20 protein-coding genes are annotated in these 21,535 nt (G+C 70.7%); 10 read left to right on the top strand and 10 right to left on the bottom strand.

What is annotated here, in order from left to right:
• Positions 1–5 precede the first annotated feature (5 nt).
• The 4 genes from AUR65_RS08075 to AUR65_RS08090 form a co-directional block, all read right to left on the bottom strand.
• Positions 6–743, bottom strand: a complete 738-nt coding sequence (locus AUR65_RS08075; RefSeq protein WP_058566341.1) for an SIMPL domain-containing protein — start codon at positions 741–743, stop codon at positions 6–8.
• A gap of 92 nt (positions 744–835) precedes the next feature.
• Positions 836–2,140, bottom strand: coding sequence for a TIGR00341 family protein (locus tag AUR65_RS08080; protein WP_058566342.1), 1,305 nt, complete (start codon positions 2,138–2,140; stop codon positions 836–838).
• 42 nt (positions 2,141–2,182) lie between these two features.
• Positions 2,183–2,905, bottom strand: a complete 723-nt coding sequence (locus AUR65_RS08085; RefSeq protein ID WP_058566343.1) for a 5-formyltetrahydrofolate cyclo-ligase — start codon at positions 2,903–2,905, stop codon at positions 2,183–2,185.
• 91 nt (positions 2,906–2,996) lie between these two features.
• Complete coding sequence (locus AUR65_RS08090) at positions 2,997–3,659, bottom strand: helix-turn-helix domain-containing protein (protein ID WP_058566344.1); 663 nt, start codon at positions 3,657–3,659, stop codon at positions 2,997–2,999.
• Positions 3,660–4,140: 481 nt separating this feature from the next.
• On the opposite strand from AUR65_RS08090, the gene AUR65_RS08095 reads away from it, so the two are divergent.
• Together AUR65_RS08095 and engB are read left to right on the top strand one after the other, a co-directional pair.
• A complete protein-coding gene (locus AUR65_RS08095) occupies positions 4,141–4,473 on the top strand; it encodes a DUF7344 domain-containing protein (protein ID WP_058566345.1) in 333 nt (110 codons plus the stop codon).
• Positions 4,474–4,612: 139 nt separating this feature from the next.
• The gene (gene engB / locus AUR65_RS08100; RefSeq protein ID WP_058566346.1) at positions 4,613–5,230 is read left to right on the top strand and encodes a GTP-binding protein EngB; all 618 of its coding nucleotides are present in this window, start codon (positions 4,613–4,615) and stop codon (positions 5,228–5,230) included.
• 54 nt (positions 5,231–5,284) lie between these two features.
• Here engB and ddh read toward each other — a convergent pair whose 3' ends face one another.
• From ddh to AUR65_RS08115, 3 genes are all read right to left on the bottom strand, one after another.
• The gene (gene ddh, locus AUR65_RS08105) at positions 5,285–6,211 is read right to left on the bottom strand and encodes a D-2-hydroxyacid dehydrogenase (protein WP_058566347.1); all 927 of its coding nucleotides are present in this window, start codon (positions 6,209–6,211) and stop codon (positions 5,285–5,287) included.
• Between the two features lie 113 nt (positions 6,212–6,324).
• Positions 6,325–7,095, bottom strand: coding sequence for a DUF3179 domain-containing (seleno)protein (locus AUR65_RS08110; protein ID WP_058566348.1), 771 nt, complete (start codon positions 7,093–7,095; stop codon positions 6,325–6,327).
• Between the two features lie 284 nt (positions 7,096–7,379).
• Entirely contained in the window at positions 7,380–8,630 is a 1,251-nt protein-coding gene (locus AUR65_RS08115) for an NUDIX domain-containing protein (protein ID WP_058566349.1), read from the bottom strand.
• Positions 8,631–8,690: 60 nt separating this feature from the next.
• Here AUR65_RS08115 and AUR65_RS08120 point away from each other — a divergent pair, with 60 nt between their 5' ends.
• The 3 genes from AUR65_RS08120 to AUR65_RS08130 all read left to right on the top strand — a co-directional run bounded on the left by AUR65_RS08120 (position 8,691) and on the right by AUR65_RS08130 (position 11,141).
• Positions 8,691–9,185 (top strand): metallophosphoesterase family protein, encoded by a 495-nt coding sequence (locus tag AUR65_RS08120; RefSeq protein WP_058566350.1) that lies wholly within the window; start codon positions 8,691–8,693, stop codon positions 9,183–9,185.
• 161 nt (positions 9,186–9,346) lie between these two features.
• On the top strand, positions 9,347–10,102 hold the full coding sequence (locus AUR65_RS08125; protein ID WP_058566351.1) for a coenzyme F420-0:L-glutamate ligase: 756 nt from the start codon (positions 9,347–9,349) through the stop codon (positions 10,100–10,102).
• Positions 10,103–10,154: 52 nt separating this feature from the next.
• Positions 10,155–11,141, top strand: a complete 987-nt coding sequence (locus tag AUR65_RS08130) for a 5,10-methylenetetrahydromethanopterin reductase (RefSeq protein WP_058566352.1) — start codon at positions 10,155–10,157, stop codon at positions 11,139–11,141.
• On the opposite strand, the gene AUR65_RS08135 is transcribed toward AUR65_RS08130, so the two are convergent.
• Positions 11,095–11,331, bottom strand: coding sequence for a hypothetical protein (locus AUR65_RS08135; RefSeq protein WP_058566353.1), 237 nt, complete (start codon positions 11,329–11,331; stop codon positions 11,095–11,097). The genes AUR65_RS08130 and AUR65_RS08135 overlap by 47 nt on opposite strands.
• Positions 11,332–11,484: 153 nt before the next feature.
• Between AUR65_RS08135 and AUR65_RS08140 the strand changes: the two genes are divergently transcribed.
• Entirely contained in the window at positions 11,485–11,742 is a 258-nt protein-coding gene (locus AUR65_RS08140; RefSeq protein ID WP_058566354.1) for a DUF7573 domain-containing protein, read from the top strand.
• A gap of 122 nt (positions 11,743–11,864) precedes the next feature.
• Here AUR65_RS08140 and mutL read toward each other — a convergent pair whose 3' ends face one another.
• Both mutL and mutS read right to left on the bottom strand, forming a co-directional pair.
• A complete protein-coding gene (mutL, locus tag AUR65_RS08145) occupies positions 11,865–13,556 on the bottom strand; it encodes a DNA mismatch repair endonuclease MutL (RefSeq protein ID WP_058566355.1) in 1,692 nt (563 codons plus the stop codon).
• Positions 13,553–16,336 (bottom strand): DNA mismatch repair protein MutS, encoded by a 2,784-nt coding sequence (gene mutS, locus AUR65_RS08150; protein WP_058566356.1) that lies wholly within the window; start codon positions 16,334–16,336, stop codon positions 13,553–13,555. The genes mutL and mutS overlap by 4 nt, the downstream gene beginning before the upstream one ends.
• A gap of 184 nt (positions 16,337–16,520) precedes the next feature.
• Between mutS and AUR65_RS08155 the strand changes: the two genes are divergently transcribed.
• The 4 genes from AUR65_RS08155 to AUR65_RS08170 all read left to right on the top strand — a co-directional run.
• Positions 16,521–17,477 carry an AAA family ATPase gene (locus AUR65_RS08155; RefSeq protein WP_058566357.1) on the top strand — a complete coding sequence of 319 codons (957 nt, stop codon included), beginning with the start codon at positions 16,521–16,523 and terminating at the stop codon, positions 17,475–17,477.
• A gap of 5 nt (positions 17,478–17,482) precedes the next feature.
• Complete coding sequence (locus tag AUR65_RS08160) at positions 17,483–18,511, top strand: DUF58 domain-containing protein (RefSeq protein WP_058566373.1); 1,029 nt, start codon at positions 17,483–17,485, stop codon at positions 18,509–18,511.
• Positions 18,508–20,757: a transglutaminase TgpA family protein gene (locus tag AUR65_RS08165; RefSeq protein WP_058566358.1), complete on the top strand. Its 2,250-nt coding sequence runs from the start codon at positions 18,508–18,510 to the stop codon at positions 20,755–20,757. The genes AUR65_RS08160 and AUR65_RS08165 overlap by 4 nt, the downstream gene beginning before the upstream one ends.
• Before the next feature lie 52 nt (positions 20,758–20,809).
• On the top strand, positions 20,810–21,535 hold a 726-nt coding region (locus AUR65_RS08170), incomplete at its 3' end, for a DUF7345 domain-containing protein (RefSeq protein WP_449405008.1).

The raw sequence follows: 21,535 nt of genomic DNA on the forward strand, positions 1-21,535 counted from the left end.
GGTGCTTACTCGGCTTCGTAGACCATCTGGACGGTCGCCGAGACGGTCACGGGGCCGGGCGAGAGTTCGGTCGAACCGGACGAGGCGCGGGCGGCGTCCTCGGCGTAGGCGACCGGGTACGGACCGGGCGAGGCGCTGCCGCCGACGGTGGCGGTGTGGACGCCCGTGACGGTCAGGTCGGAGGCGCTGGCGACGGCGTCGGCGTCGGCCTTCGCGGAGTCGACGGCGCGGGTCAGGGCCTCCTCGCGGAGTTCGGCGCGCTTCTCGTCGGTGAGCGTGAAGGCGACGCCGCGGATTTCGCTGGCACCGGCACCGACCGCGAGGTCGATGACTTCACCGGCGCGGTCGGGGGCGACCTCGACGCGGAGGGTGTGGGTGGCGCGGTAGCCGAGGAGGTCGCGTTCCTGGCCGCTGTAGTCATACTCGGGGTAGATGTTGAAGCCGGTCGTCTGGATGGCGTCCTCGGCGACACCGGCGTCGGTGAGGGCGGCGCGGACGGCGGCCACGTCGTCGGCGACGGTGCCGCGGGCCTCGTCGGCCGAGTCGGCGGAGGCCGTCACGGCGATGGAGACCACGGCGAGGTCGGCGTCGGCGGTCACTTCGCCGGTACCGGTCGTGGAGATGGTCGTCGCGTTCGTCGCGTCTACGCCGCCGTCGGTCGTCGCCTGCAGGGGTGCCGAGAGACAGCCCGCGAGGAGGACGAGGCCGACGAGGAATATCGGAGCAATCGTGCGTCGTTGCATACCCATCGTACGTCGGTTCAGCTATTCAACTCGCGCTAGAGACAAAGAGCGACTGTAGCCTTCGAAACGGGTGACAAAGCCCCCGCCGCGTGCTACTCCACGACGGCGACGTAGCGCACTTCGACGTCGATTTCCGCCGCCGCCCACGGCGACAGCGGTTCGGGGGCGACGGCGTTTACCCGCCTCGTGAGTTCGCGTTCGACCATCGGCGGGTCGGAGGCCGGGTCGTAGCCGACGGTCACGACGACGCCCTCGGGCTCTTGGAGCGGCCCGCTGTCGTACTGCAGTTCCATCGACAGCAGCCGGGCGTCGGTGTCCGAGAGCGCGTCCTCGATGGCGTCGCGCGCGTCGCTCTGGAAGTCGGCGTTCCGGTAGGTCGTGTAGGTGACCGCGCCGAGGAACGACGAGAGGACGAGCAGGCCGACCCCGATGACGGCGATGCGGAACAGGGCGGCCCGACGGGCCTCGTCGCGGCGAATCCAGCGTTCCGGCCGGTAGCCCTGCTGCCAGAGGACGCCGATGGCGACGAAGTTGACGGAGAGGATGTTGACGAGGACGAGGATGGCCGAGCCGACGACGGCCTCGGGCGCGCCCCACGCGACGCCGATGCCGACGACGGCGGTCGGCGGGACCAACGCGGCGGCTATCATGACGCCGACGAGCGCGGTCGAGACGCCGGAGGAGAGCGAAATCGCGCCCGCAGCCCCCGCGCCGAGCGCGATGACGAGCGACAGCACGTCGGGCGCGAGGCGCTCGTCCACCTCGGGAATCGACAGCACCTCAGCCGGAGACAGCGGCACCGCCCCGGTCTGTCTGAGCAGGAAGGCGAAGACGGCCGCCGCACCGACCGCGAGGAGGCCGCCGAGCGCCTGCAGGCGAACCCCGCGGGCGAACATCTCGTCGTCGTCGACGACGGTGCCGACGCTCGCGGACATCGCGGGGCCGACGAGCGGGGCGATGACCATCGAGCCGACGACCACGGCCGGCGAGTCGAGGAGCAGGCCCGCCGTGGCGACGAGCGCCGAGATGACCGTCATGAGCACGTAGGTCGGCACCGACGGCGCGAGGTCGGCGGCCTTCGAGGCCAGTTCCTCGCGGGCGATGCGGTCGCCGTTCTCGTCGTCTTCCTCGTACTGCTCGCGCAGTTGGTCGAACCGCTTGGACGCGACCGTCTCGGCCGCGACGACGACGGTGTAGGCGTCGCGCTCGACGCCCGCCTCGCGGAGCCGCGCCAACACCGGCTCGACGGCCTCCTTGGGGACCGGGAAGGTGACGACGGCGACGAAGCCGCGCCCGGAGGTCTCCTCGGAGACGGCGTAGTCCACGCCCTCCTCGTCGAGCGTCCGCAGGACGGCCTCGCGCTTGCCGGTCGGCACCAACACCTGTACGAGTCGCACGGCCTCACGTCGGCCCGGGCGGTCAAATAAGCAGGGGCTCGGCTACTCGTCGGACTCGTCGTGCAACCGCCGGAGGACGGGCATCTCGTCGAGGCGTTCGTCGGGGAGCGCGTCCCAGTCGATGCCTTCCGGGCGCGGATACGGGGTCTCGGTTCGGACCAGCCGCTCGGGGGTGACGACGAGGTCCATCGGCACGTCGTGGGCGTCCGGCTCGGGCAGGTCGCCGCGGACCTGTCGCTCGTGGACCGTCGTCGCCACGGTCGTCTCCGCGGAGACGGCTCCCAGCCCTCGCAACACCGCGTATTCGAGGTCGCTGAACCCCTCGCCCTTCCCGACGCGAGCGCCCGCCTCGGAGACGGCGACGGACCCCGAGACGACGAGGTCGATTGGCGGCAGGGCGTCGGGACCGACTTTGTCGGCGTAGGTCTCGACGTGCGAGACGGTCGGCGCGCTGTCGAGGTGTTCGTCGTCGATGCGCGCGGGGTCGAGTTCGTAGAAACACTCCTCGTCGCGGAGCCGCGGCACGGCCATGTAGACGGTCTTGCCCTCGCGGAGCGCCCGCCGCCTGACGGGGAGTTGCGGGGCGTCCGGATTGGCCTTCACCGCGTCGGCGGCGGCCCACTCGGGCGTCGCCGCGAGGCGCTCGGCGGCCGCGCTCGCGTCGGCGAAGTTCGGAATGCGGCCGTGCGGCGGGAAGGGAAACCGGGCCGCGCCCGACGATTCGAGGTCGTCCCACACCGTCGTTCGGAGCGTCGCTTTGTCCATCGCGTCGCCGTCGCGTACTCGCGCCGGGCCAATAGCTCCCGCGTTCGGGCCGCGACCGACTCCCGCCGTCGCGCGGTCGGGGGGTCGGTCGCTACGAGAGGTCGGCCGCCGACTGCGACAACAGCACCTTCCGTAAGACGGTGTCGGCCCCGCGGCGGACGCGCTCGGAGGCGGCCTGCGGGCTGATTCCGAGTCGGTCTGCCACCTCGTTGAGCGTGGTCTGCCGGGGGACCTCGAAGTAGCCCTCCGAGACGGCGGTGACGAGCGCCTCCTGTTGCTCGTTCGTGATGTCGAAGTTGTAGACCCCCGACTCACCTTCTGCGAGGGTGTAGATGCGCTCGACGTGGAAATCGATGGCCTCGTCCTGACAGCGGTTGTGGAACTCGGTCAGCCCCGTGTGGTCGTTGAATCGGAGGCGGAACACCCACGGGTCGTTGCCGTGGGCTTCGAGAATCGTTGCCTCGCTGTCGGTGAGAATTCGGGTCAGACTCGACGTGGTCTCGCCCCAGTTGACCTTGTACAGCACGCGGTCGGAGACGCGCGCGACCGCGGTCAGCTCGTCGACGAGCCGATCGTCTCGGACGGCGTATTCGAACGCCTCGAAGTCGGTTCCGTGTGCCCAGAAAAACGGCATGACCTCACCGCCGGTCGGGACGACGCGCTCCAACTCGATGTGGATGCCGTTCGCCACGGCGGTGACTCTCCCGAGGTCGAAGCTCTCTGAGTCCATCGTCAACTCGACGATTACGGCCATTACTGGCTGACCTTCAGCCGCCGCCGTATTGAACTCTCTTGTCGAACGACTGCCAAAAACGGGGTTTGCGGTGGTTCGGAGACGCCGGCATTCACCTCATTTAGCTAGCATTCAGGCCGATTCAACCCGTTCGTGACCGGATTCGGTTCATAACCTGTAACGTAGGCTTCCGGATGTGGTACTTCAATGGCCGGAGTGTGAAAGCAGAAAGAGAATGCTGACTTGCTAGCTATGCTCTCTCGGGGGACGTAGTTGTGAACACACACAGACATCGACAGCCGTACGCCGTCAAACCGCGTCGTGGTGGCGCAGAGGCGTACGGACGTGTGATTGACTGGTCGCGCTCTCGACGGTACCGGTATCGGGTGGTGTCCACCGGGTGCCCAGAGCGGGGCCTTCCGGCGACTTGCGGGAGACGCCTTGCCTCGGCGTCTCGCGTCCGTCGCGCGACGCCCGTTCGGATCCAGCGGGGGTCGCGCCGATGGTAGCCGCGACGTCTCCCCGCCTCGACGAGGCGTTCGACGCCCTCGGGAACGTCCATCGGCGACGGTTGCTGATGGGCCTTCGCCGACGGCGACGCGCACGCCTCGAAGCGGCAACGCGGGACGCGGCCGTTGGTGGCGGCCGCGACCGCGACCGACTGAAGGTGGAACTGTTCCACGTTCATCTCCCGAAGCTCGCTGACGCCGGCTTCGTCGAGTGGAACCGTCGTCGCGGTTCCGTCGCGTGCGGCCCTCGATTCGACGAAATCGAGCCGCTGCTGCGATTCATCGACGAGAACGCGGGCGAGCTATCGGCCAGCGGCTGTGACTGACGCGACCGCCGCATTCACGCGTCGTCGGCGAGTCGTCGTGGGGGCGACTCGCTTGGAGACGTGATTTTTTCGACGCCCACGCCCCGAACCGGCGGGTCCGTTCCGCCCATCTTATCTGTCGCGGTGGCGAACCACCGGTATGTTCCAAGACCGACCGGACCGCGACGAAATCGTCCTCGTCGGGCGGTCGAACGTGGGGAAGTCCACCCTGATGCGAGAGCTGACGGGTCACAGCAAATTCACGACGGGCAAGAAGCCCGGCGTCACCCGCAAACCCAACCACTTCGACTGGAACGCGGAGCACTTCATGTTCACCGACCTCCCCGGATTCGGGTTCATGTCCGGGGTCGACCGCGACACCCGCGAGGCCATCAAGACCGACGTCGTCCAGTACATCGAGGAGCACGCGGACGACATCCTCGCGGCGGTCCTCGTCGTCGACGGGAAAAGCGTCATCGACATCATCGACCGCCACACCACCGAAGACTCCATCCCCCACGACGTGGAGATGTTCTTCTTCCTCGACGAACTCGACATCCCGACCGTGGTCGCGGTCAACAAGATGGACAAGGTCGACGACCGCGACGAACGCCTGAACGACCTCTGTGACCGTCTCGGTCTCTTTCCGCCGTGGAAGCAGTGGCGGAACGTCATCGCGCCCATCACGGCCAAGCGCGGCGACATCTCGCACCTCGAGGAGGCCCTGCGGTCGCACCTCCACGAACAGGGCCGCGACGACCTGTTCAAGTTCCTCTGAGCGACGCGGCGACGCGTCGGCTGTTTCGTCCCCGGTTCGGACCGCGGCGGCCCCTCACGCCACCCGGTTCGTGAGCGGGTCGCCGGCGGCTATCTTCTCGACGTTCTCCCGCACGAGCGCCGCGATGTCCTCGTGGTACTTCCCCGTCGCAGCGCTCACGTGCGGCGTGACGAGCACTTCGTCGAAGCCCCACAGCGGCGACTCCGCGGGGAGCGGTTCCTCGGCGAACACGTCGAGCGCCGCGCCCGCGATGTCGCCGGCGTCGAGCGCCGCCACGAGGTCGTCCTCGTCGACGACGGGGCCGCGCGCGACGTTCACGAGGTAGGCGTCCTCGCGCATCGCCTCGAACGCCGGCGCGGCGACCATGCCCGCCGTCTCCTCTGTCAGCGGCATCGCCAACACGACGAACCGGGCGTCGGCGACGGCCTCGTGAAGCCGGTCGGGCGTGAACACCGTGGAGACGTTCTCGACCGGGTCGCCGGAGCGCCGGACGCCGACGACGTCCATGCCGAGGGCGGCCGCGCGGTCGGCGACGCCCCGGCCGAGCGTGCCGAGGCCGACGACGCAGACCCGCTCGCCGTCGAGGGTGAACGGCTCCTTGTAGCGCGGGAGGTCCCACTCACGGTCGCGCTGAGCGTCGCGGTAGGCGTGGAGACGGCGGGCCAGCGTCAGCATGTAGGCGACGACCGTCTCGCCGACCGTGGTCCCGTGGACGCCGGTGCTGTTCGTCAGGGCCGTGCCGGCCGCCTCGTAGTCGGCGACGGGGAACTCGTCGTAGCCGGCGCGGACGCAGTGGACCCAGTCGGCGTCGACGAACGCGTCTCTGTGGCCGAACGTGGCGACCGCGTCGCCCGGCCCGAACTCCTCGTCGTCGCCGACGCGCTCGACGGGCACGCCGTGTCCCGACAGCGCCTCGACGAACAGCCCCGGCGGCATCGTCCGACCGACCGACTCGTCGACCGCGATGCGTTCGATGTGCATGGCCGAGGGGTCGCGGCGGCTCACGAAGGACGTTGCGGCTTCGGCGTCGGTGTCCGGTTTCGGAGTTCTGGTTTCCGCTCTCCGATTTTCGGTTCCCGGTCTCTGCCCCCGCCCTACGTCGTCTTCGACCACGGCGGCGGGAGGAGCACGTCGGTGTCGGGGTGGTCGGCGCGCCACTCCGCCCACGTCGTCACCGACGACGGGAGTACCGCCAGTTCCTCGCCGGACTGCGGGCCACAGATACCCGTCGCCAGCAGTTGGCTCCAGTAGCTCCCGGTCGCCTCGTCGTAGAGCACGAGGTTCGCGGCGTTTCGGAGTTCTGCGTCGCCGGTCAGGACCGACGCGCCGAACACCCGCCCCTCGGCGGCGCTCGTGAAACCGCGGGTCGCCGGCGGTTGCCACAGTTGCCCCGAGACGAGGAACGTCGTCGGCGCCCCGTTTACGACCCGCTCGGCCACGAGGCCGGACTGGCACATCGGACAGTACGACACGAACAGCGGGTCGCCGCCGAGGCTGTCGTTGACGACTTCGTGCCACCAGAGCACCGAAAGCGGGTACGCGCGGGTCGCCCCGCCGCGCTCGACGCCGACGACGTACGTCCCGTCGTACAGACCGGGTTCGGGGTCGTCGCCGAAGCGGTACTTCGCGTCGACTCGCCGGCCCGCCCACCCCGAATCGACCGCGGGGTCGACGATGGCGTGGACCCCGTCGACGGGGCTCGGCGGCGCGCTACAGACCGTCCGTGGGAAGCCCTGCGCGACGACCGGGTCGGGGTTCTCCGGTGGGGGGAATCCGGCCCTCGGCGGCCGCACACTCCCCTCGGTACAGCCCGCGAGTCCGGCGGTCGCCGCGCTCACGAGGCCGAGAAACGTGCGGCGGTACATACCCTCATATTGTTCGTTTGACGAGAAATAGCTAGCTCGAAACGGCTGATTCGGCGCGCTACGGTCGCGGACGCGGCGCTCCGGGGCGAAGTGTGTTCGGGGCGACCGAGCGGCGGGTCGTCAGTAGTTGGTGGCTCGGATGAAATCTATCATCACAAGGGGCTGAGTGGGGGTAACCTTCGTCATCGCCACCGAGTCGGAGTCCGGGTCGGACGCTCAAGAATCCACCCTTTTCGCCCCGCCGAGCGGTGGTCCCGACGGTTCCCCGAAACCCCACACTCGCCTCAGTCGTCCCACGCCGCCAGCGCGGCGTGTTCGGCCGCGACCGCACCGATTTCGTCCGCGTCCAACACCCCGTCCTCGGTGACGACGCCCGAGAGCAGGTCCGCGGGGACGACCTCGAAAAGCGGGTTCTCGGTTCCTATCGCGGCCTCGCCGTCGTACAGCGCGCCCGCGTCCTCGCCGACGAAGCGGTCGTCGCCGCAAACCTTGTCGCGGGCGCAGACGGCGAACACGGGGGCGTCGGCGCGGGCGGCCGCGAGCGCCACGGGGAGGCTCCCGACCTTGTTGACGACGCCGCCGGACGCGAGCACCGAGTCGGCCCCGAGGAGGACGGCGTCTGCTCCCCCGCCCGCGACGAATCCGGGGAGCGCCGCGTCGGTGGTCAGCGTCGCGTCGAGTCCCTCTCGGGCGAGGCTCTCGGCGACGCCGACGCCCTCGCCACCGGGTCGGGACTCGGAGACGAGGACGACGAATACATCGGCCTCGGCGGCCGCGACGGCTTCGAGTGCCGCGAGGACGGTCCCCGACCGCGAGAGCGTGGCGAGTCGGTCGAACCCGCGTTCGCGGATGAGTTCGGCGGCGCGGGCGGCCGCCGCGTCGTCGGCTTCGGCGGCGGTGTCGATGGCCGTCTCGGCGCGGCGGCGAACCGATTCGGGTTCAGGGTCCGCGTCCGCCATAACGCGGTTGACGCGGTTCTCGACGGCGGCCATGCTCGGGCGCACGTCGCGGAGTCGCCGGGCGACCGACGCGACCGCGTCCCGCGAATCCGCCTCGGCGGCGGTGTCGCGCAGGACCTCCAGCGCTCGGAGCGAAATCCACGCCGACCCGTGGGTCTCGTCGGCGGCGACGGTCTCGACCGCGGGCGCGACCCGGCGGTAGGCCGTCCACAGTCCGGGGACCGTCTCGCGCTCCCGAATCGCGGTCGGGTGGACCCACTCGACCGCGGCGAGTTCCTCGTTCGGGTCGATGTCACGGTTCCGCGCGTCGAACAGGAACGGGTGGACGGTCCACTCGCGCCCTCCGTCGGCGACTGAGACGTGTTCTCCCGCACGGACGAGGTCGGCGTCGGACTCGTGGACGCCGATTTCCTCGGCGAGTTCGCGCCGGACGTCGCGCTCGGCGTCGGCTAGGTCGCCCTCGACGTAGCCGGAGATGGCGGCCCAGCGGCCCTGATACGTTCCGACCGCCTCGCTCCGGCGGGCGAGGAGGACGCGGCCGCCGTGTCGGAGGAAGACGGTGACGACGTGTGGCATATCGTGACTTACGTCAGCGACTGACAAAACGACTATTCAGGCCGGTCGCGTGGTGTCGGTATGCGACTCGCTATCCTGAGCGACACGCACGTTCCGGGGCGGGCCGACGGGATTCCCCCGTGGGTCCAAAAACGGGTCCGCGAGGCCGACCTCGTGATTCACGCGGGCGACTTCGACTCGCCGGACACGCTCGACCGCCTCCGCGACCTCTCGGCGCGGTTCGTCGGCGTTCGCGGGAACATCGACCCGCCGGCAATCGACCTCCCGTTCGTCGAGGTCGCGGAGGTCGAGGGGGTCACGTTCGTCGTCACCCACGGCACGGGCACGAGAACGGGCTACGAGTCCCGCGTCGCCGACGCGGTCAGGGACGCCGCAGGCAACGGTGCGGTCGGCGTCGCGGGCCACATCCACGAGGTGGTCGACGAGACGGTCGACGGCGTCCGCGTCCTCAACCCGGGCACCGCGACGGCGGCGAATCCGGGCGACGACGCGACGATGATGGTCGGCTCTGTCGTCGACGGCACGCTGTCGGTCGAGGTCGTCCGCGACGACTGAGTTCGGCGGGTCGCCGACGCACCGCCGCCGCGTCGCCGCCCCGGAACCGTCTCGTCGGGCGATGCGCCCACCAGCGAGTCGGCCCTCCCCGCCCGCCTGCGATACCGGCCCGGTTCGCCAGCATCCCGTCGTTTTTCACCGCCCTCGCCTTCCGGTTCGGTATGGAGCTGTTTCCCGTCCCCGACGTGCCCGAGATTCGCGAGGGCGACGACCTCGCCGCCCTCGTCTCGGAGCGCGTCGACCTCCGGCCCGACGACGTGGTCTGCGTCGCCTCCACCGTCGTCTCGAAGGCCGAAGGGCGGTTCGCCGACCTCGACGACTTCCCGGCCGGCCCGCGGGCGCGCGAACTCGCCGCCCGCCTCGCCGAACTGACCGGCGACGAGAAGGACCCGCGGTTCGCGCAGGCGGTCCTCGAAGAGAGCGTCGACCTCGTCATGGCGGAGCCGTTCCTCCTGACGGAGACGCGGTTCGGCCACGTCGGCGTCAACGCCGGCATCGACCGCTCGAACGTCCCCGACCACGACCTGCTGTTGCTCCCGAAGCGCCCGAGCGAGTCGGCCGAGCGCATCCGCGCCGGCATCGACGCCGACCGGGTCGTCGTCACCGACACCTGCGGCCGGCCGTTCCGACACGGCCAGCGCGGCGTCGCCATCGGTTGGGCGGGCCTGAGCGCCTCGCGCGACTGGCGCGGCGAGGCTGATCGCGACGGCCGCGAACTCGGCGTCACCGTCGAGAGCGTCGTGGACGAACTCGCCGCCGCCGCCAACCTCGTGCAGGGCGAGGGCGACGGCGGCACGCCCGTCGTCGTCGTCCGCGACTTCGAGTGGGGCGACCACGGCGAAAGCGACGCCCACTTCCGCGACATCGACGGCGACTTCGTGCGACAGGCGCTCCGCGAGTGGCGCTACGACCCCTGACGACTCGCTTCACCATTTCACGCTCACATCACGCACACACCACGCTCACACTATGCTCGGACTCGAACTCACCCCGGAACATCCCGTCGACGACCTCGTCGAACTGGGCACGCAGGCGGAACGCGAGGGCTACGACTCGCTTTTCGTCTCGTGTCACTACAACAACCGCGACCCCTTCGCGGTCCTCGCGCGGCTCGCGGCCGAGACGGAAGACATCCGCCTCGGCCCCGGCGTCGCCAACCCTTACGAGCTGCACCCCGTGACGCTCGCCGGCAAGGTGGCGACCGTCGCCGAGGCCTCGGGCGGCCGCGGCCTCCTCGGTATCGGCCCGGGGGACCCCTCGACGCTCCGCAACCTCGGCCTCGAAGACGAGCGCGGCCTCCGCTCCGTGCTGGAGGCGTTCAAGGTCGCACAGAAGCTCTGGGACGGCGAGCGCGTCACCCACGACGGCACGTTCGAGGCGACCGACGCCGGCCTCAACTTCGACGTGCCCGGCGAGGTGCCGGTGTACGTCGGGGGCGAGGGACCGCACATGTGTCGCATGGCCGGCAAGCACGCCGACGGCCTGTTGTTCAACGGCTCGCACCCCGACGACCTCGCGTGGGCCAGAGAACAGGTCGATATCGGCGTCGAGGACCGCCCCGACTCGCGCGGCGAGTTCACCCTCGCCGCCTACGCCAGCGTCTCCGTCTCGGAGGACGCGGAGGCGGCTCGCGAGGCCGCCCGCCCGCCGGTCGCGTTTATCACCGCCGGAGCGGCCCCGCCGGTCCTCGACAGACACGGCATCGACGCCGACCGCGCGAGCGACATCGGCGAGAAGATTTCCGCCGGCGCGTTCTCCGAGGCGTTCGGCCTCGTCACGCCGGCGATGATAGACGCCTTCTCGATGGCCGGGACGCCGGACGACGTGGCCGACCAGATGGACGCGGTGCTCGAACACGCTGACGGCGTCGTGGTCGGGTCACCGGTCGGCCCCGACCTCGAAGAAGCGATTACTCTCGCTGCGGCGGCCTACCGGTCGACGAGCCGACACCGATAATCCCGAGTTCCGCGCCGATTGCGCCGAGGGTGACGTAGGCGAACGCGCCGACGGCGAGGAGGATGAAGATGTTGCCGAAGAGGAAACTCACCGTCGAGAGCGGGTCGCTCAGCGCCACGTCGGCGAAGGTCACCACCAGTTCGAGGACGCTCGTGAGGAGCGCGATGACGAAGTCCGTGAGTGTTGCCATGCGCGACTCTCGGGATTCGGGGGTATTGATTGTGTGGGTTTCGCACGGCGCTCACCCGTCCGGTGGAACTCGCCTCGCCCCCCTGTTCGCGGCGGTCGTCCACCGCGCCGCTCGGTCGGCACCGATAAGGACCGCGCCCACGGACGCTGAGTCATGCCGAACCGCTCGCTCGACGACTTCGCCGGCGGCGACGACGGCGCTGCCGACGAACCGACGGCTGTCGACGGCGCTGACGACTCACCCGATGCCGGCGACACCAATGCCAGCGACGCCGACGACCGCGACGTGAGTACGCTCGCCACCTATCGGTGGACACCCGAGGCCGCGGCGTGCCCGCAGTGCGGAGAGTCGGTCCAAAAGCGGTGGCTTGACGGCGACGAGTACGTCTGTCTGGACTGCAAGGACTGGTAGCGGCCGGCCGCGAAATTCTCGTCACTATCTGGTAACTACCCCTGTCTGAGCCACCGCACCACTTCGCACGACTCAGTCGGGGTGGCTCGGCAACGTTGCTCCCGCTGAGGCCTCCCCGAGACCTACCCGAGCCGACCGCTTCGTCGGCCGAATCCGCGGACGAACGTCTCCTCGTCAATAGAGAGGACTGTCGGCCGGCCGTGCGGACAGGTGTAGGGCGTCTCGCACGAGCCGAGTCGCTCGACTAACCGCGCGGCCTCGTCGTCTCCGAGGTCGTCGCCGGCTTTTATCGACGGGTGGCACGCGAGGTCTTTGAGCAGTTCGTCTCGGGGGTCTGCGTCGTCGCCGGCGGCGAGGTCGGCCACCACGTCGGCGAGGGCGTCCGGGGCGAACGGCCTGCCGAGCGGCGCGGGCACGGCTTCGACGCGGTAGGTGTCGTTCCCGCCCCCGTCGCCGAACTCGGCGACGCGGAACCCCAGTTCCTCGATGAGGTCGCGGTTCGCATCGAGGAGCGCCGCGTCGGTCGGCGACAGCGAGACGGTCGCGGGCGGGTCGACGGAGACCGCGTCGATACCCGCCGACTCGACAGCCTCGCGGAGTCGCTCGTAGTTGATGCGCTCGTGGGCCGCGTGCTGGTCGACGACGAGGAGTTCGTCGTCGGCCTCACAGAGCAGGTACAGGTCGCGGAAGCGCCCGATGACGCGGAGGTCGTCGAACACCGACGCGGCCTCGACGGGCGCGAGCGAGCTATCGAGGTCCATCGCCACCTCGCCGCTCCGGCGGAGGTCGACCGTCGAGAGCGCGTCACGTACGCTCGATTCGACCGCCTCGGCGACCGCGTCGGCGTCTCTGAAGCCAACCTCGTCCTTCGCGGGGTGGACGTTGTGGTCGACCCACGCGGGCGGCAGGCGGAGTCGAACGACGCCGACCGGTTCGCGCCCGTCGGGCAGGAGCGTCCCGTAGCCGTCGGCGACCGCCCGGCGGAGCCGCGAGTCGGCGAGGGCGCGGCCGTTGACCGAGACGTGGACGTGGTCCCGTCGGGAGCGCGTCACCTCCGGGTGGCAGAGCGCGCCGTCGACTTCGACCGTGGCCGTCTCGCCGGCGGCCGAGACCTCCCGTGACGAGTCGAACGTCGAGGCGTGACTCGCGGCGTCGCGGCCGTACACCGCCAAGAGCGCGTCGGCGAAGCGGCCGGTCCCGGGCGTCGCGAGCGTCTCGCGGCCGTCGTGTCGCAGGACGAACCGCGCGTCCGGGCGCGTGAGCGCGTAGCGCGTGACGACCGCCGAGACGCGGGCGAACTCGGCTTTCGGAGACGCGAGCGACTTCTTCCGCGCCGGGCGGTCGGAAAACAGGCCGGTCACTTCGACGGTCGTCCCGCGCGCCCGACCCGCGGGCGAGACGGTCTTCTCGCGCTCGCCGTCCGTGGTCCGCTCGTCGCCGTCGACGACGACTCGCGTCCCCCGCGGGCCGCCGTCGTTCGTCGTCAGTTCGAGGCGGGCGGCGGCCGCGGCGATGCTCGGCAGCGCCTCGCCCCGGAAGCCGAGCGTCTCGACCGTTTCGAGGTCGTCGGCCGCCGAGAGTTTGCTCGTCGCGTGTCGCTCGACCGCGAGCGCGGCGTCCGATTCTGCCATCCCGCGACCGTCGTCGGCGACGCGGATTCGCTCGGTTCCGTCGCCGTCGACCTCGATTTCGACGGTCTCAGCGTCGGCATCGAGGGCGTTTTCGACCAGTTCGACCACGACGCTCGCTGGGCGAGCGACGACCTCGCCGGCGGCGATTTTCGAGCGCGTCTCCGGGTCGAGTCGGCGAATCATTCGAGCTTTCCTTTGAGGTCGGAGAGGAGATTCAGCGCCTCCAACGGCGTGGTGTCCACGAGGTCGGCCTCGCGGAGCGCCTCGGCGACGGCTTCGAGTTCGGGGGTCGGTTCGGCCGCCGCGGCCGTTGCGTTCGTCGCGGTCGTCGCGGTTGCCGCGGTTCCCTGCTTCCGGTGCTCGTTCTCTCCGTGGCCGTTCTCTAACCCATCGACGTAGGCGGCCAGCGTGCCGTCTTCGGAGGTCTCGTCGGTCTCACCGTTCGCGGCGGCCACGCCGTCCGCGTCGGAGTCGTCCGCGGTTCCGGCGTCGGTCTCGGTCTCGTCCACGAGGTCCCGAGCGCGCGCCACCACGCTCGCCGGCACGCCGGCCAACTGCGCCACTTCGACGCCGTAGGACGACGAGGAGGGGCCGTCGGCGACGCTGTGGAGGAACGTGACCTCGCCGTCGCGGCGCGCGGCGGTGAAGTGGAGGTTGAACACGCCCTCGCGGTCGTCGGCCGCGTCGGTCAGGTCGTGGTAGTGGGTCGCAAACAGCGTCGTCGCGCCGACCTCGTCGTGGAGGAACTCGGTGGCCGCGCGGGCGATGGCGAGGCCGTCGGCGGTGGAGGTGCCGCGGCCGACCTCGTCGAGGAGGACGAGCGAGTCGCCGGTGGCGTTGTGGAGGATTTCGGTCAGTTCGCTCATCTCGCGCATGAACGTGGACTGGCCGCCCGCGATGTCGTCGGACGCGCCGATGCGGGTGAACACGCGGTCGAGGACCGGCAGTCGGGCCGACTTCGCGGGGACGAAGCTTCCGACCTGCGCGAGGACGCAGACGAGCGCCACCTGCCGCATGTACGTCGATTTGCCGGACATGTTGGGGCCGGTGACGAGCGCGACGCTCCCCCGCGGGAGGTCGGCGGGGTTCGGGACGAACTCGTCTTGTGCGCGCTCGACGACGGGGTGTCTGCCGGCGTCGATGCGGATGCCGCCGGTCTCGTCGCCCGCGTGGAACTCGGGGCGGGCGTAGTCGTTCGCCACCGCCACGTCCGCGAGCGTTCGGAGCACGTCGAGGTCGGCGAGCGCGTCGGCGACGGCCTGAATCCGGGCCGACTCGGTCGCCACGTCGGCGCGGACCTCGCAGAACAGGTCGTATTCGAGAGCGTCGGCGCGGTCCGAGGCGCGGAGAATCTCGTCCTCGCGCTCCTTCAGTTCGGGCGTGTAGAACCGCTCCGAGTTCTTCAGCGTCTGGCGGCGCTGGTAGTCGTCGGGGACGCGGTCGAGGTTCGGGTTCGTCACCTCGATGTAGTAGCCGTGGACCTGGTTGTAGCCGACTTCGAGCGAGTCGATGCCGGTGCGTTCCTGCTCGCGGGCTTCGAGGTTCGACACCCACTCGCGGCCCGCCTCGGCGGTGCCGCGGATGTCGTCTAACTCGGCGTCGAAGCCGTCGGCGATGACGCCGCCCTCGGTAATCTCCTGCGGCGGGTCGGAGACGACCGCGTCGCCGACGAGGTCGCGCACGTCTTCGAGTTCGTCCAGCGAGTCGCGCAGGTCCGCCAGCAGGTCGGAACCAGTCCCGGCGAGCGCCTCGCGGATTTCCGGCACCCGGTCGAGCGTCGTCTTCAGCGAGCGCAGGTCGCGGGCGTCGGCGCGCTCGCGGGAGACGCGGGCGACCAGCCGTTCGAGGTCGTACACCGACGAGAGGTGGTCTCGGAGGTCGGCGCGGGCGAGGGCGTCGTCGCAGAGGGCGTCCACGGCGTCCAGTCGGGCCTCGATTCGGTCGCGGTCGACGAGCGGGCGGCGGAGCCACGCCTCCAGTCGGCGGCGACCGAGCGCGCAGGCCGTCTCGTCGAGGACCGAAAACAGCGTGCTCCCCGCGCGGGCGCTCCGCGACTCGAACAGTTCGAGGCTTCGGATGGCCGTCGCGTCGAGTTGGAGGAACTCGCGGGGGTCGAACCGCGTGACTCGGGTGACGTACTCCAGTTTCGAGTCGCCCTGGGCGTACTCGGCGTAGGCGAGCGCCGCGCCGACCGCCCGGAGTTCGGCGTCCGACTCGACCACGGCGTCCGGCCGGGGCGCGTAGGCCGACAGCGTCTCGCGGGCCGCGTCGGCGTCGAACGCCCCCGGTTCGAACGGCGTCTCCATCGGGTCGAACGAGAGGTTCGGGAGGTCGCAGTCCGGGCCGACGACGAGTTCGGCGGGCGCGAGGCGCTCCAGTTCTTCGAGCGCCAGCGCGCGGTCCGCCCCGGTGACGAGGCACTCGCCGGTCGAAACGTCCACGACGGCGAGTCCGTAGGTGTCGGTGTCGTCCTCGGCGTCGCTGTCGCGGCTCTCGGCGTCGCCGCCGCCCCGAGCGACCGCGCCGAGATAGGTCGCCCGCCCGGCGTCGAGCAGTTCCTCGTCGACGACGGTGCCGGGCGTGATGAGTTGGGTGACGGCGCGGTCGACGAGCCCGGACGCCTCCTCGGCGTCTTCGACTTGCTCCGCGAGCGCGACCCGGTAGCCGGCGTCGAGCAGGCGTTCGAGGTAGCCCGCGGCGTTGTCGATGGGGATGCCGGCCATCGGCCACGTCCCGGTGGAGTCCTCGCGCTGGGTCAGCGTCACCTCGCAGGTGCGGGCGACGGCCTCCGCCGCGCCGCAGAACGCCTCGTAGAAGTCGCCGACCTGAAACAGCACGACGGCGTCGTCGTGTTCCTCGCAGAGGTCGGCGTACTGCGAGAGCATCGGCGTCAGGTCGTCTCGCACTTCCAGCATCTCCGGCGGCGCGCCGTACACCGCCTCCCGCTGGGCGTCCGCGTTCATACCCACAAGGCGGGCGGCCGAGCAATAAAAACGGCCGGGAACGACGCGGTCGGCGGCCGTTCGCCCGAACCGCCGCCCGGGCTGGGTCGTGCACACACCCAGCAAGGTTAGGTAGACTGAGGCAATACTAACACACAGAGTCCCGCCGCCCCGCGACACGGTCGGTGGGAAATCCGGGATATCAATGACTGATGCACATGCAGACGCCGACTTCGACCCCGCGCTCTCGGTCGAGGCGGTGTCGGACCTCGCGACACGAATCTCCGAGAACGTCGAACGAGTCATCGTCGGCCACCACGACGCCATCGAAGACATCATCGTGGCGCTGTTCGCCCGCGGCCACCTCCTCTTGGAAGACGTGCCGGGCGTCGGCAAGACGATGCTCGCCCGCGCCATCGCCACCTCGATAGAGGGCTCGTTCGAGCGCATTCAGTTCACGCCCGACCTCCTCCCGTCCGACGTGACGGGCGTGAACGTGTTCAACCAACAGACCAGCGAGTTCGAGTTCCGCGAGGGACCGGTCTTCGGGAACGTCGTCCTCGGCGACGAAATCAACCGCGCGCCGCCGAAGACGCAGGCCGCCCTCCTCGAAGTCATGGAAGAACTGCAGGTGACGGTCGACGGCGTCACCCGCCGCGTCCCCGACCCCTTCACCGTCATCGCCACGCAGAACGACGTGGAACCCGACCGGACGTACGACCTCCCGCTGGCCGAACTCGACCGGTTCATGAAGAAGATTCACCTCGGCTACCCGAACGAGGCCGAGGAGACGGAACTGCTCGGCCGCGTCTCGGGACACCACCCCATCGAGTCGCTCGAACCGGTCGCGTCGGCGGGCGACGTGCGCAACGCCCGCGAGCGCATCCTCGGGGTGACGGTGAGCGAACCGGTCCGCCGCTACGTCTCTCGGCTCGCCGCCGACACCAGAGCGCGCGCCGACCTCGGCGTGAGCCCCCGCGGCTCCATCGCGCTCGTCCGCGCCGCGCAGGCCCGCACCGCCCTCGACGCCCGCGACTACGTCGTCCCCGACGACGTGCAACGCGAGGTGCGGAGCGTCTGGGCCCACCGCGTCCGGACGACCGACGAGCGCTCCGGCCGCGACGTGGTCGAGCGGGCGCTCGACACCGTCCCGGTCGAATGAAACCGATGAGGCTCACGCTCCGCGGCTGGGTCGCCGTCGCGGTCGTGGTCGCCGGCGTCGCCAACGCCGTCGCCTACGGCCCGCGGGCGCTCAACGCCGTCGTCGTCCCGGTCGCCGTCGGCCTCGTCGTCGGCGCGGTGCAGGTCTGGCGGGTTTCGCCGCCCCGCGTCGAGCGCGTCGCCCCCGACGACGGCTTCCCCGGCGAAACGCGCACCGTCTCGCTCGCCCTCGACGCCGACAGGCCGTTTCCGGCGACGACGACCGACGCCCTCTCACCCGGCCTCGACGGCGACACCGCGGTCGATTCGGTCGTCGGCGACGGCCGCGTCGACTACGAAGTGACCTACCGCGCCCGCGGCCCGGCGACGCTCGGCCCGGCGACCGTCGTCGCCCGCGACATCCTCGGCCTGTTCTCGAAGTCGTTCACCGCCGGCGGGACGACCGAGGTGCTCGTCTTCCCGCGGGTCCGGTCGCTCGGCACCGCGGCCCGCCGCGACCTCTCGGCGCTCGCCGACGCGGGGCGCACCAACGAGCGCGCCGAGTTCGACCGCCTGCGCGAGTACGTCCCCGGCGACCCGCTCCGCGACATCCACTGGAAGTCGAGCGCCAAGTCCGGCGACCTCGTGGTGAAAGCTTACTCCGACCGGGTCACGGCCGACGCGGTGCGCGTCTCGGCCGGCGCGACAGACGGCCACGAGGACGACGCGGCCGAGGCGGCCGCGACGCTCTGCTGTGCGCTCCTCGACGCCGGCGTTCCGGTCCACCTCACCTCGCCCGCCGGAGTCGTCGAGGCGACGCCCGGCGACCGCCGGCGCGTTCTCGTCCACCTCTCGCGGCTCCGCTCGGGGTCGGTCCCCGACGAGACCGCCGAGGTCGTCGTCAGCGGCGACGCCGGGAAGACCCGGGTCGCGCTCGGCGGCCGCGAGACGACGTTCGACCGCCTGCGCGCCGACGGCGACGCGGCGGCTTCGTCGCCCCGAGGCGCGGCGAGTCCCGCCGGAACCCGCGGTACCGACTCGGGGGTGTCGGCGTGACGACCGCGAACGCATCGTCGTCATCGACAAATTCGCCGACGAACACCGTCTTCGGCGTCCCCACCGGCCTCCTCGCGACGGCGGCCTCGCTGGTCCTCATCGGCGCGTTCCTTGCGGTCGTCTACGACATCACGAACGTCGTGGGTCGCCGCGACCAGTTCGTCCTCCTCGCCGCGGGGACGCTCGCCCTCGCCACCGTCGTGGGCTGGACGCTCCGGCCCAGATACGCGCTCGCCCTCGCGGTCCTCATCGCCGCCGGCGGCTTCGCGGCGTACTTCCTCGCGCTCCCCGAGAGCCAGGTCGCGTTGCTCTCGCCGGAGCGCCTGCTGGCCGACACGTTCGCGCTCCTCAGCGGCCTCTCGGCGCTTCGGCTCCTGTCGGCCGACGTGTGGGCGCTCGCGGTGACGCCCGGCCCGGTGTTCCTCGCGTGGTATCTCGCCGTCCGCGGGCGAATCGCGCCGGCCGTCGCGGTCGCCGGGAGCGGTCTCGGCCTGTTCGTCCTCACCACCGACGCCACGGGGACGCTCACGCTCCTCGGCGTCGGCGCGGGCATGGCCGCGGTCGGCTTCGACGGCATCGACCGCTTCGGGAGCGCCGGCGGCCAACTCGACGTGCTGACGGTCGTCCTCGCCGCGATGGTCGTCCTCTCGGCCACCGTCACGGTCCTTCCCGGGACGGGCGGGTCGCCGGTCATCCCCGACGAGGGCGTGGCCGACCAGCCGACCGTCGAGGCCAGCCTCGTGAGCGCGGACGACCGCATCTCCATCGTCGGGAGCATCAGCCTCTCGCCGCAGGTCCGCTTCGAGGTCCAGAGCACGTCGCCGGACTACTGGCAGACGGCGACGTTCGACCGCTACACCGGCGACGGCTGGGTCAGGACCGGCGACACCCGCGACTACGAGGGCGGCCGGTTGGCCGGACCAGACGGTCCGTCGCGGCTGGTCCGCCAGACCGTCACGCCGGCGACGCCGCTCGACTCGATGCCCGCGGCGTGGCGGCCCGTCGCCGTCTCCGGAGCCATCGAAAACGAGACGCTCGTCACCCAGCAGGGGAACCTCCGGCCCGACCGAGCCGTCGAAATCGGCGAGACCTACAACGTCACGAGCGCCGTCCCGCAGTACACCGCGGCGTCGCTCCGGCGGACCGGCACCGACTACCCGGACGAGATTCGCGAGCGGTATCTCGCGCTCCCCGACAGCACGTCCGACCGCGTCCGCGACCGCGCCGCCGAGATAACGGGCGACGCGGAGACGCCGTACGACAAGGCCGTCGCCGTCGAGGAGTGGCTCGAAGCCAACAAGGAGTACTCGCTTCGGGTGTCTCGCCCCGACGGCGACATCGCCGAGTCGTTCCTCTTCGAGATGGACGCCGGCTACTGTACTTACTACGCCTCGACGATGGTGGTGCTCCTCCGCTCGGAGGGCGTCCCGGCGCGCTTCGTCACCGGCTACACGACCGGCGAGCGCGTCGGCGACGACCGCTACGTCGTCCGCGGCCTCGACTCCCACGCGTGGGTCGAGGTCTACTTCGAGGACACCGGCTGGGTGCGCTTCGACCCGACGCCCGCCGGCCCGCGACAGGACGCGGAGTCGACGACCCTCAGCGACGCCCGCACCGAGGGCCAGACGGGCGTCGACACCAACGAGACGAACGTCGAGTCCAACGAGACCGAACAGCCCACGACGACCGCGAACGACACCGCGACGCCGACCGAAAACGGGTCTGAGCCGAACGGGACGCCCATCGACAGCAACGCGCCGGGCCCCAACATCGACGAGCGCCTCGGTATCACGCCCACGGGTGACGGCACGACCGAGGAGGACGAGGGCGGCGGCCTCGTCCCCGAGGTGCCGTCTCGGGAGACGGTTTTCGTCGGTCTCGTCGGGCTCCTCGGCGTCGTGGCCGGCGTCAGGCGGACGCGGCTTCCGGCGCACCTCCGCTTTGCGACCGCCGCGTATCAGCGGCGCACCGACTCGCCGGCAGACGACGTGTTCCGGGCGTACGACCGCCTCGAACTCGCCCTCGAACGCGACTACCGGCCGCGTCGCCCCGGCGAGACGGTCAGGGCGTACCTCGACTCGCTCTCCCGCGTCGGCGTGGACGAGCGGACCCGACAGGTCGGCCGACTCTACGAGCGCGCCAAGTACGGCGACGGCGTCACCCGCGCCGACGCCGACGAGGCCGTGGCCGCGGCGAACGCCGTCGTCCGCGCCCGTCTGCCGCTCGTCAGACGCTGGACGGACTGAACGGCGGGAAGAACCGCGTCACTTTTTCTGCGGGCGCTCGCACGAACGGTCAATGGCGACACGAGACGCTGTCTTCGCAGTCCTGTGTGCCGCCCTCTGTGTGCTCGCCGTGGTCGCGCCGACCGCGGCCGCACAGGAGGCCCCCGCGAGCGGTCCGGGCGTCGAACCGCTCGTCCAGCAGGGCGTCGAACCGGACAGCACGCGAATCGTCGTCGAGGTCTCCGAGAGCGGCGACGCCCGCTGGGAGATTCAGTACTGGACCCGACTCGACGACGAGAACACGACCGAGGCCTTCCAGACGCTCCGAGACGACGTGCGGGCCAATCCCGACGACTACACCTCGGCGTTCGCAGACCGCATCGCCTCGACCGTCGGTGCCGCCGAGAACACCACTGGCCGGGAGATGACCGCGACGAACGTCTCGGTCGCCGCCGAGACGCGGTCGCTCCCCGATAGCTTCGGCGTCGTCAGCTACTCCTTCGAGTGGTCGAACTTCGCGGCGGTCGACGGCGACCGCCTCGTCGTCGGCGACGCCATCGAGGGCTTCTTCCTCGACAGTAGCTCCCGGCTCATCCTCTCGTGGCCCGACGAGTACGGCGCGACGACCGTCGAACCCGCGGGCGACGAGACGCGCGAACACACGGTCATCTGGCGCGGCTCGCAGACCGAGTTCGTCTCGGGCGAACCGAACGTCGTTCTCGAACACGGCGCGGGCGGCCCCGGAACGACGGCGACTCCGACCCCGACTCCGACCGACACGGAGACGCCCGCCACGGGC

Origin of the sequence: Haloferax marisrubri (assembly GCF_001469875.2) — an archaeon.
GTDB classification, from domain to species: domain Archaea; phylum Halobacteriota; class Halobacteria; order Halobacteriales; family Haloferacaceae; genus Haloferax; species Haloferax marisrubri.

What these genes read in the sequence shown, in the direction of transcription:
- AUR65_RS08085 (WP_058566343.1), bottom strand. Translation starts at nt 2,905, where the DNA reads ATGGACAAAGCGACGCTCCGAACGACGGTGTGGGACGACCTCGAATCG.
- AUR65_RS08155 (WP_058566357.1), top strand. Translation starts at nt 16,521, where the DNA reads ATGACTGATGCACATGCAGACGCCGACTTCGACCCCGCGCTCTCGGTC.
- ddh (WP_058566347.1), bottom strand. Translation starts at nt 6,211, where the DNA reads ATGCACATCGAACGCATCGCGGTCGACGAGTCGGTCGGTCGGACGATG.
- AUR65_RS08140 (WP_058566354.1), top strand. Translation starts at nt 11,485, where the DNA reads ATGCCGAACCGCTCGCTCGACGACTTCGCCGGCGGCGACGACGGCGCT.
- mutS (WP_058566356.1), bottom strand. Translation starts at nt 16,336, where the DNA reads ATGAACGCGGACGCCCAGCGGGAGGCGGTGTACGGCGCGCCGCCGGAG.
- AUR65_RS08110 (WP_058566348.1), bottom strand. Translation starts at nt 7,095, where the DNA reads ATGTACCGCCGCACGTTTCTCGGCCTCGTGAGCGCGGCGACCGCCGGA.
- mutL (WP_058566355.1), bottom strand. Translation starts at nt 13,556, where the DNA reads ATGATTCGCCGACTCGACCCGGAGACGCGCTCGAAAATCGCCGCCGGC.
- AUR65_RS08125 (WP_058566351.1), top strand. Translation starts at nt 9,347, where the DNA reads ATGGAGCTGTTTCCCGTCCCCGACGTGCCCGAGATTCGCGAGGGCGAC.
- AUR65_RS08090 (WP_058566344.1), bottom strand. Translation starts at nt 3,659, where the DNA reads ATGGCCGTAATCGTCGAGTTGACGATGGACTCAGAGAGCTTCGACCTC.
- AUR65_RS08135 (WP_058566353.1), bottom strand. Translation starts at nt 11,331, where the DNA reads ATGGCAACACTCACGGACTTCGTCATCGCGCTCCTCACGAGCGTCCTC.
- AUR65_RS08115 (WP_058566349.1), bottom strand. Translation starts at nt 8,630, where the DNA reads ATGCCACACGTCGTCACCGTCTTCCTCCGACACGGCGGCCGCGTCCTC.
- AUR65_RS08075 (WP_058566341.1), bottom strand. Translation starts at nt 743, where the DNA reads ATGCAACGACGCACGATTGCTCCGATATTCCTCGTCGGCCTCGTCCTC.
- AUR65_RS08120 (WP_058566350.1), top strand. Translation starts at nt 8,691, where the DNA reads ATGCGACTCGCTATCCTGAGCGACACGCACGTTCCGGGGCGGGCCGAC.
- AUR65_RS08130 (WP_058566352.1), top strand. Translation starts at nt 10,155, where the DNA reads ATGCTCGGACTCGAACTCACCCCGGAACATCCCGTCGACGACCTCGTC.
- AUR65_RS08095 (WP_058566345.1), top strand. Translation starts at nt 4,141, where the DNA reads ATGGTAGCCGCGACGTCTCCCCGCCTCGACGAGGCGTTCGACGCCCTC.
- engB (WP_058566346.1), top strand. Translation starts at nt 4,613, where the DNA reads ATGTTCCAAGACCGACCGGACCGCGACGAAATCGTCCTCGTCGGGCGG.
- AUR65_RS08160 (WP_058566373.1), top strand. Translation starts at nt 17,483, where the DNA reads ATGAGGCTCACGCTCCGCGGCTGGGTCGCCGTCGCGGTCGTGGTCGCC.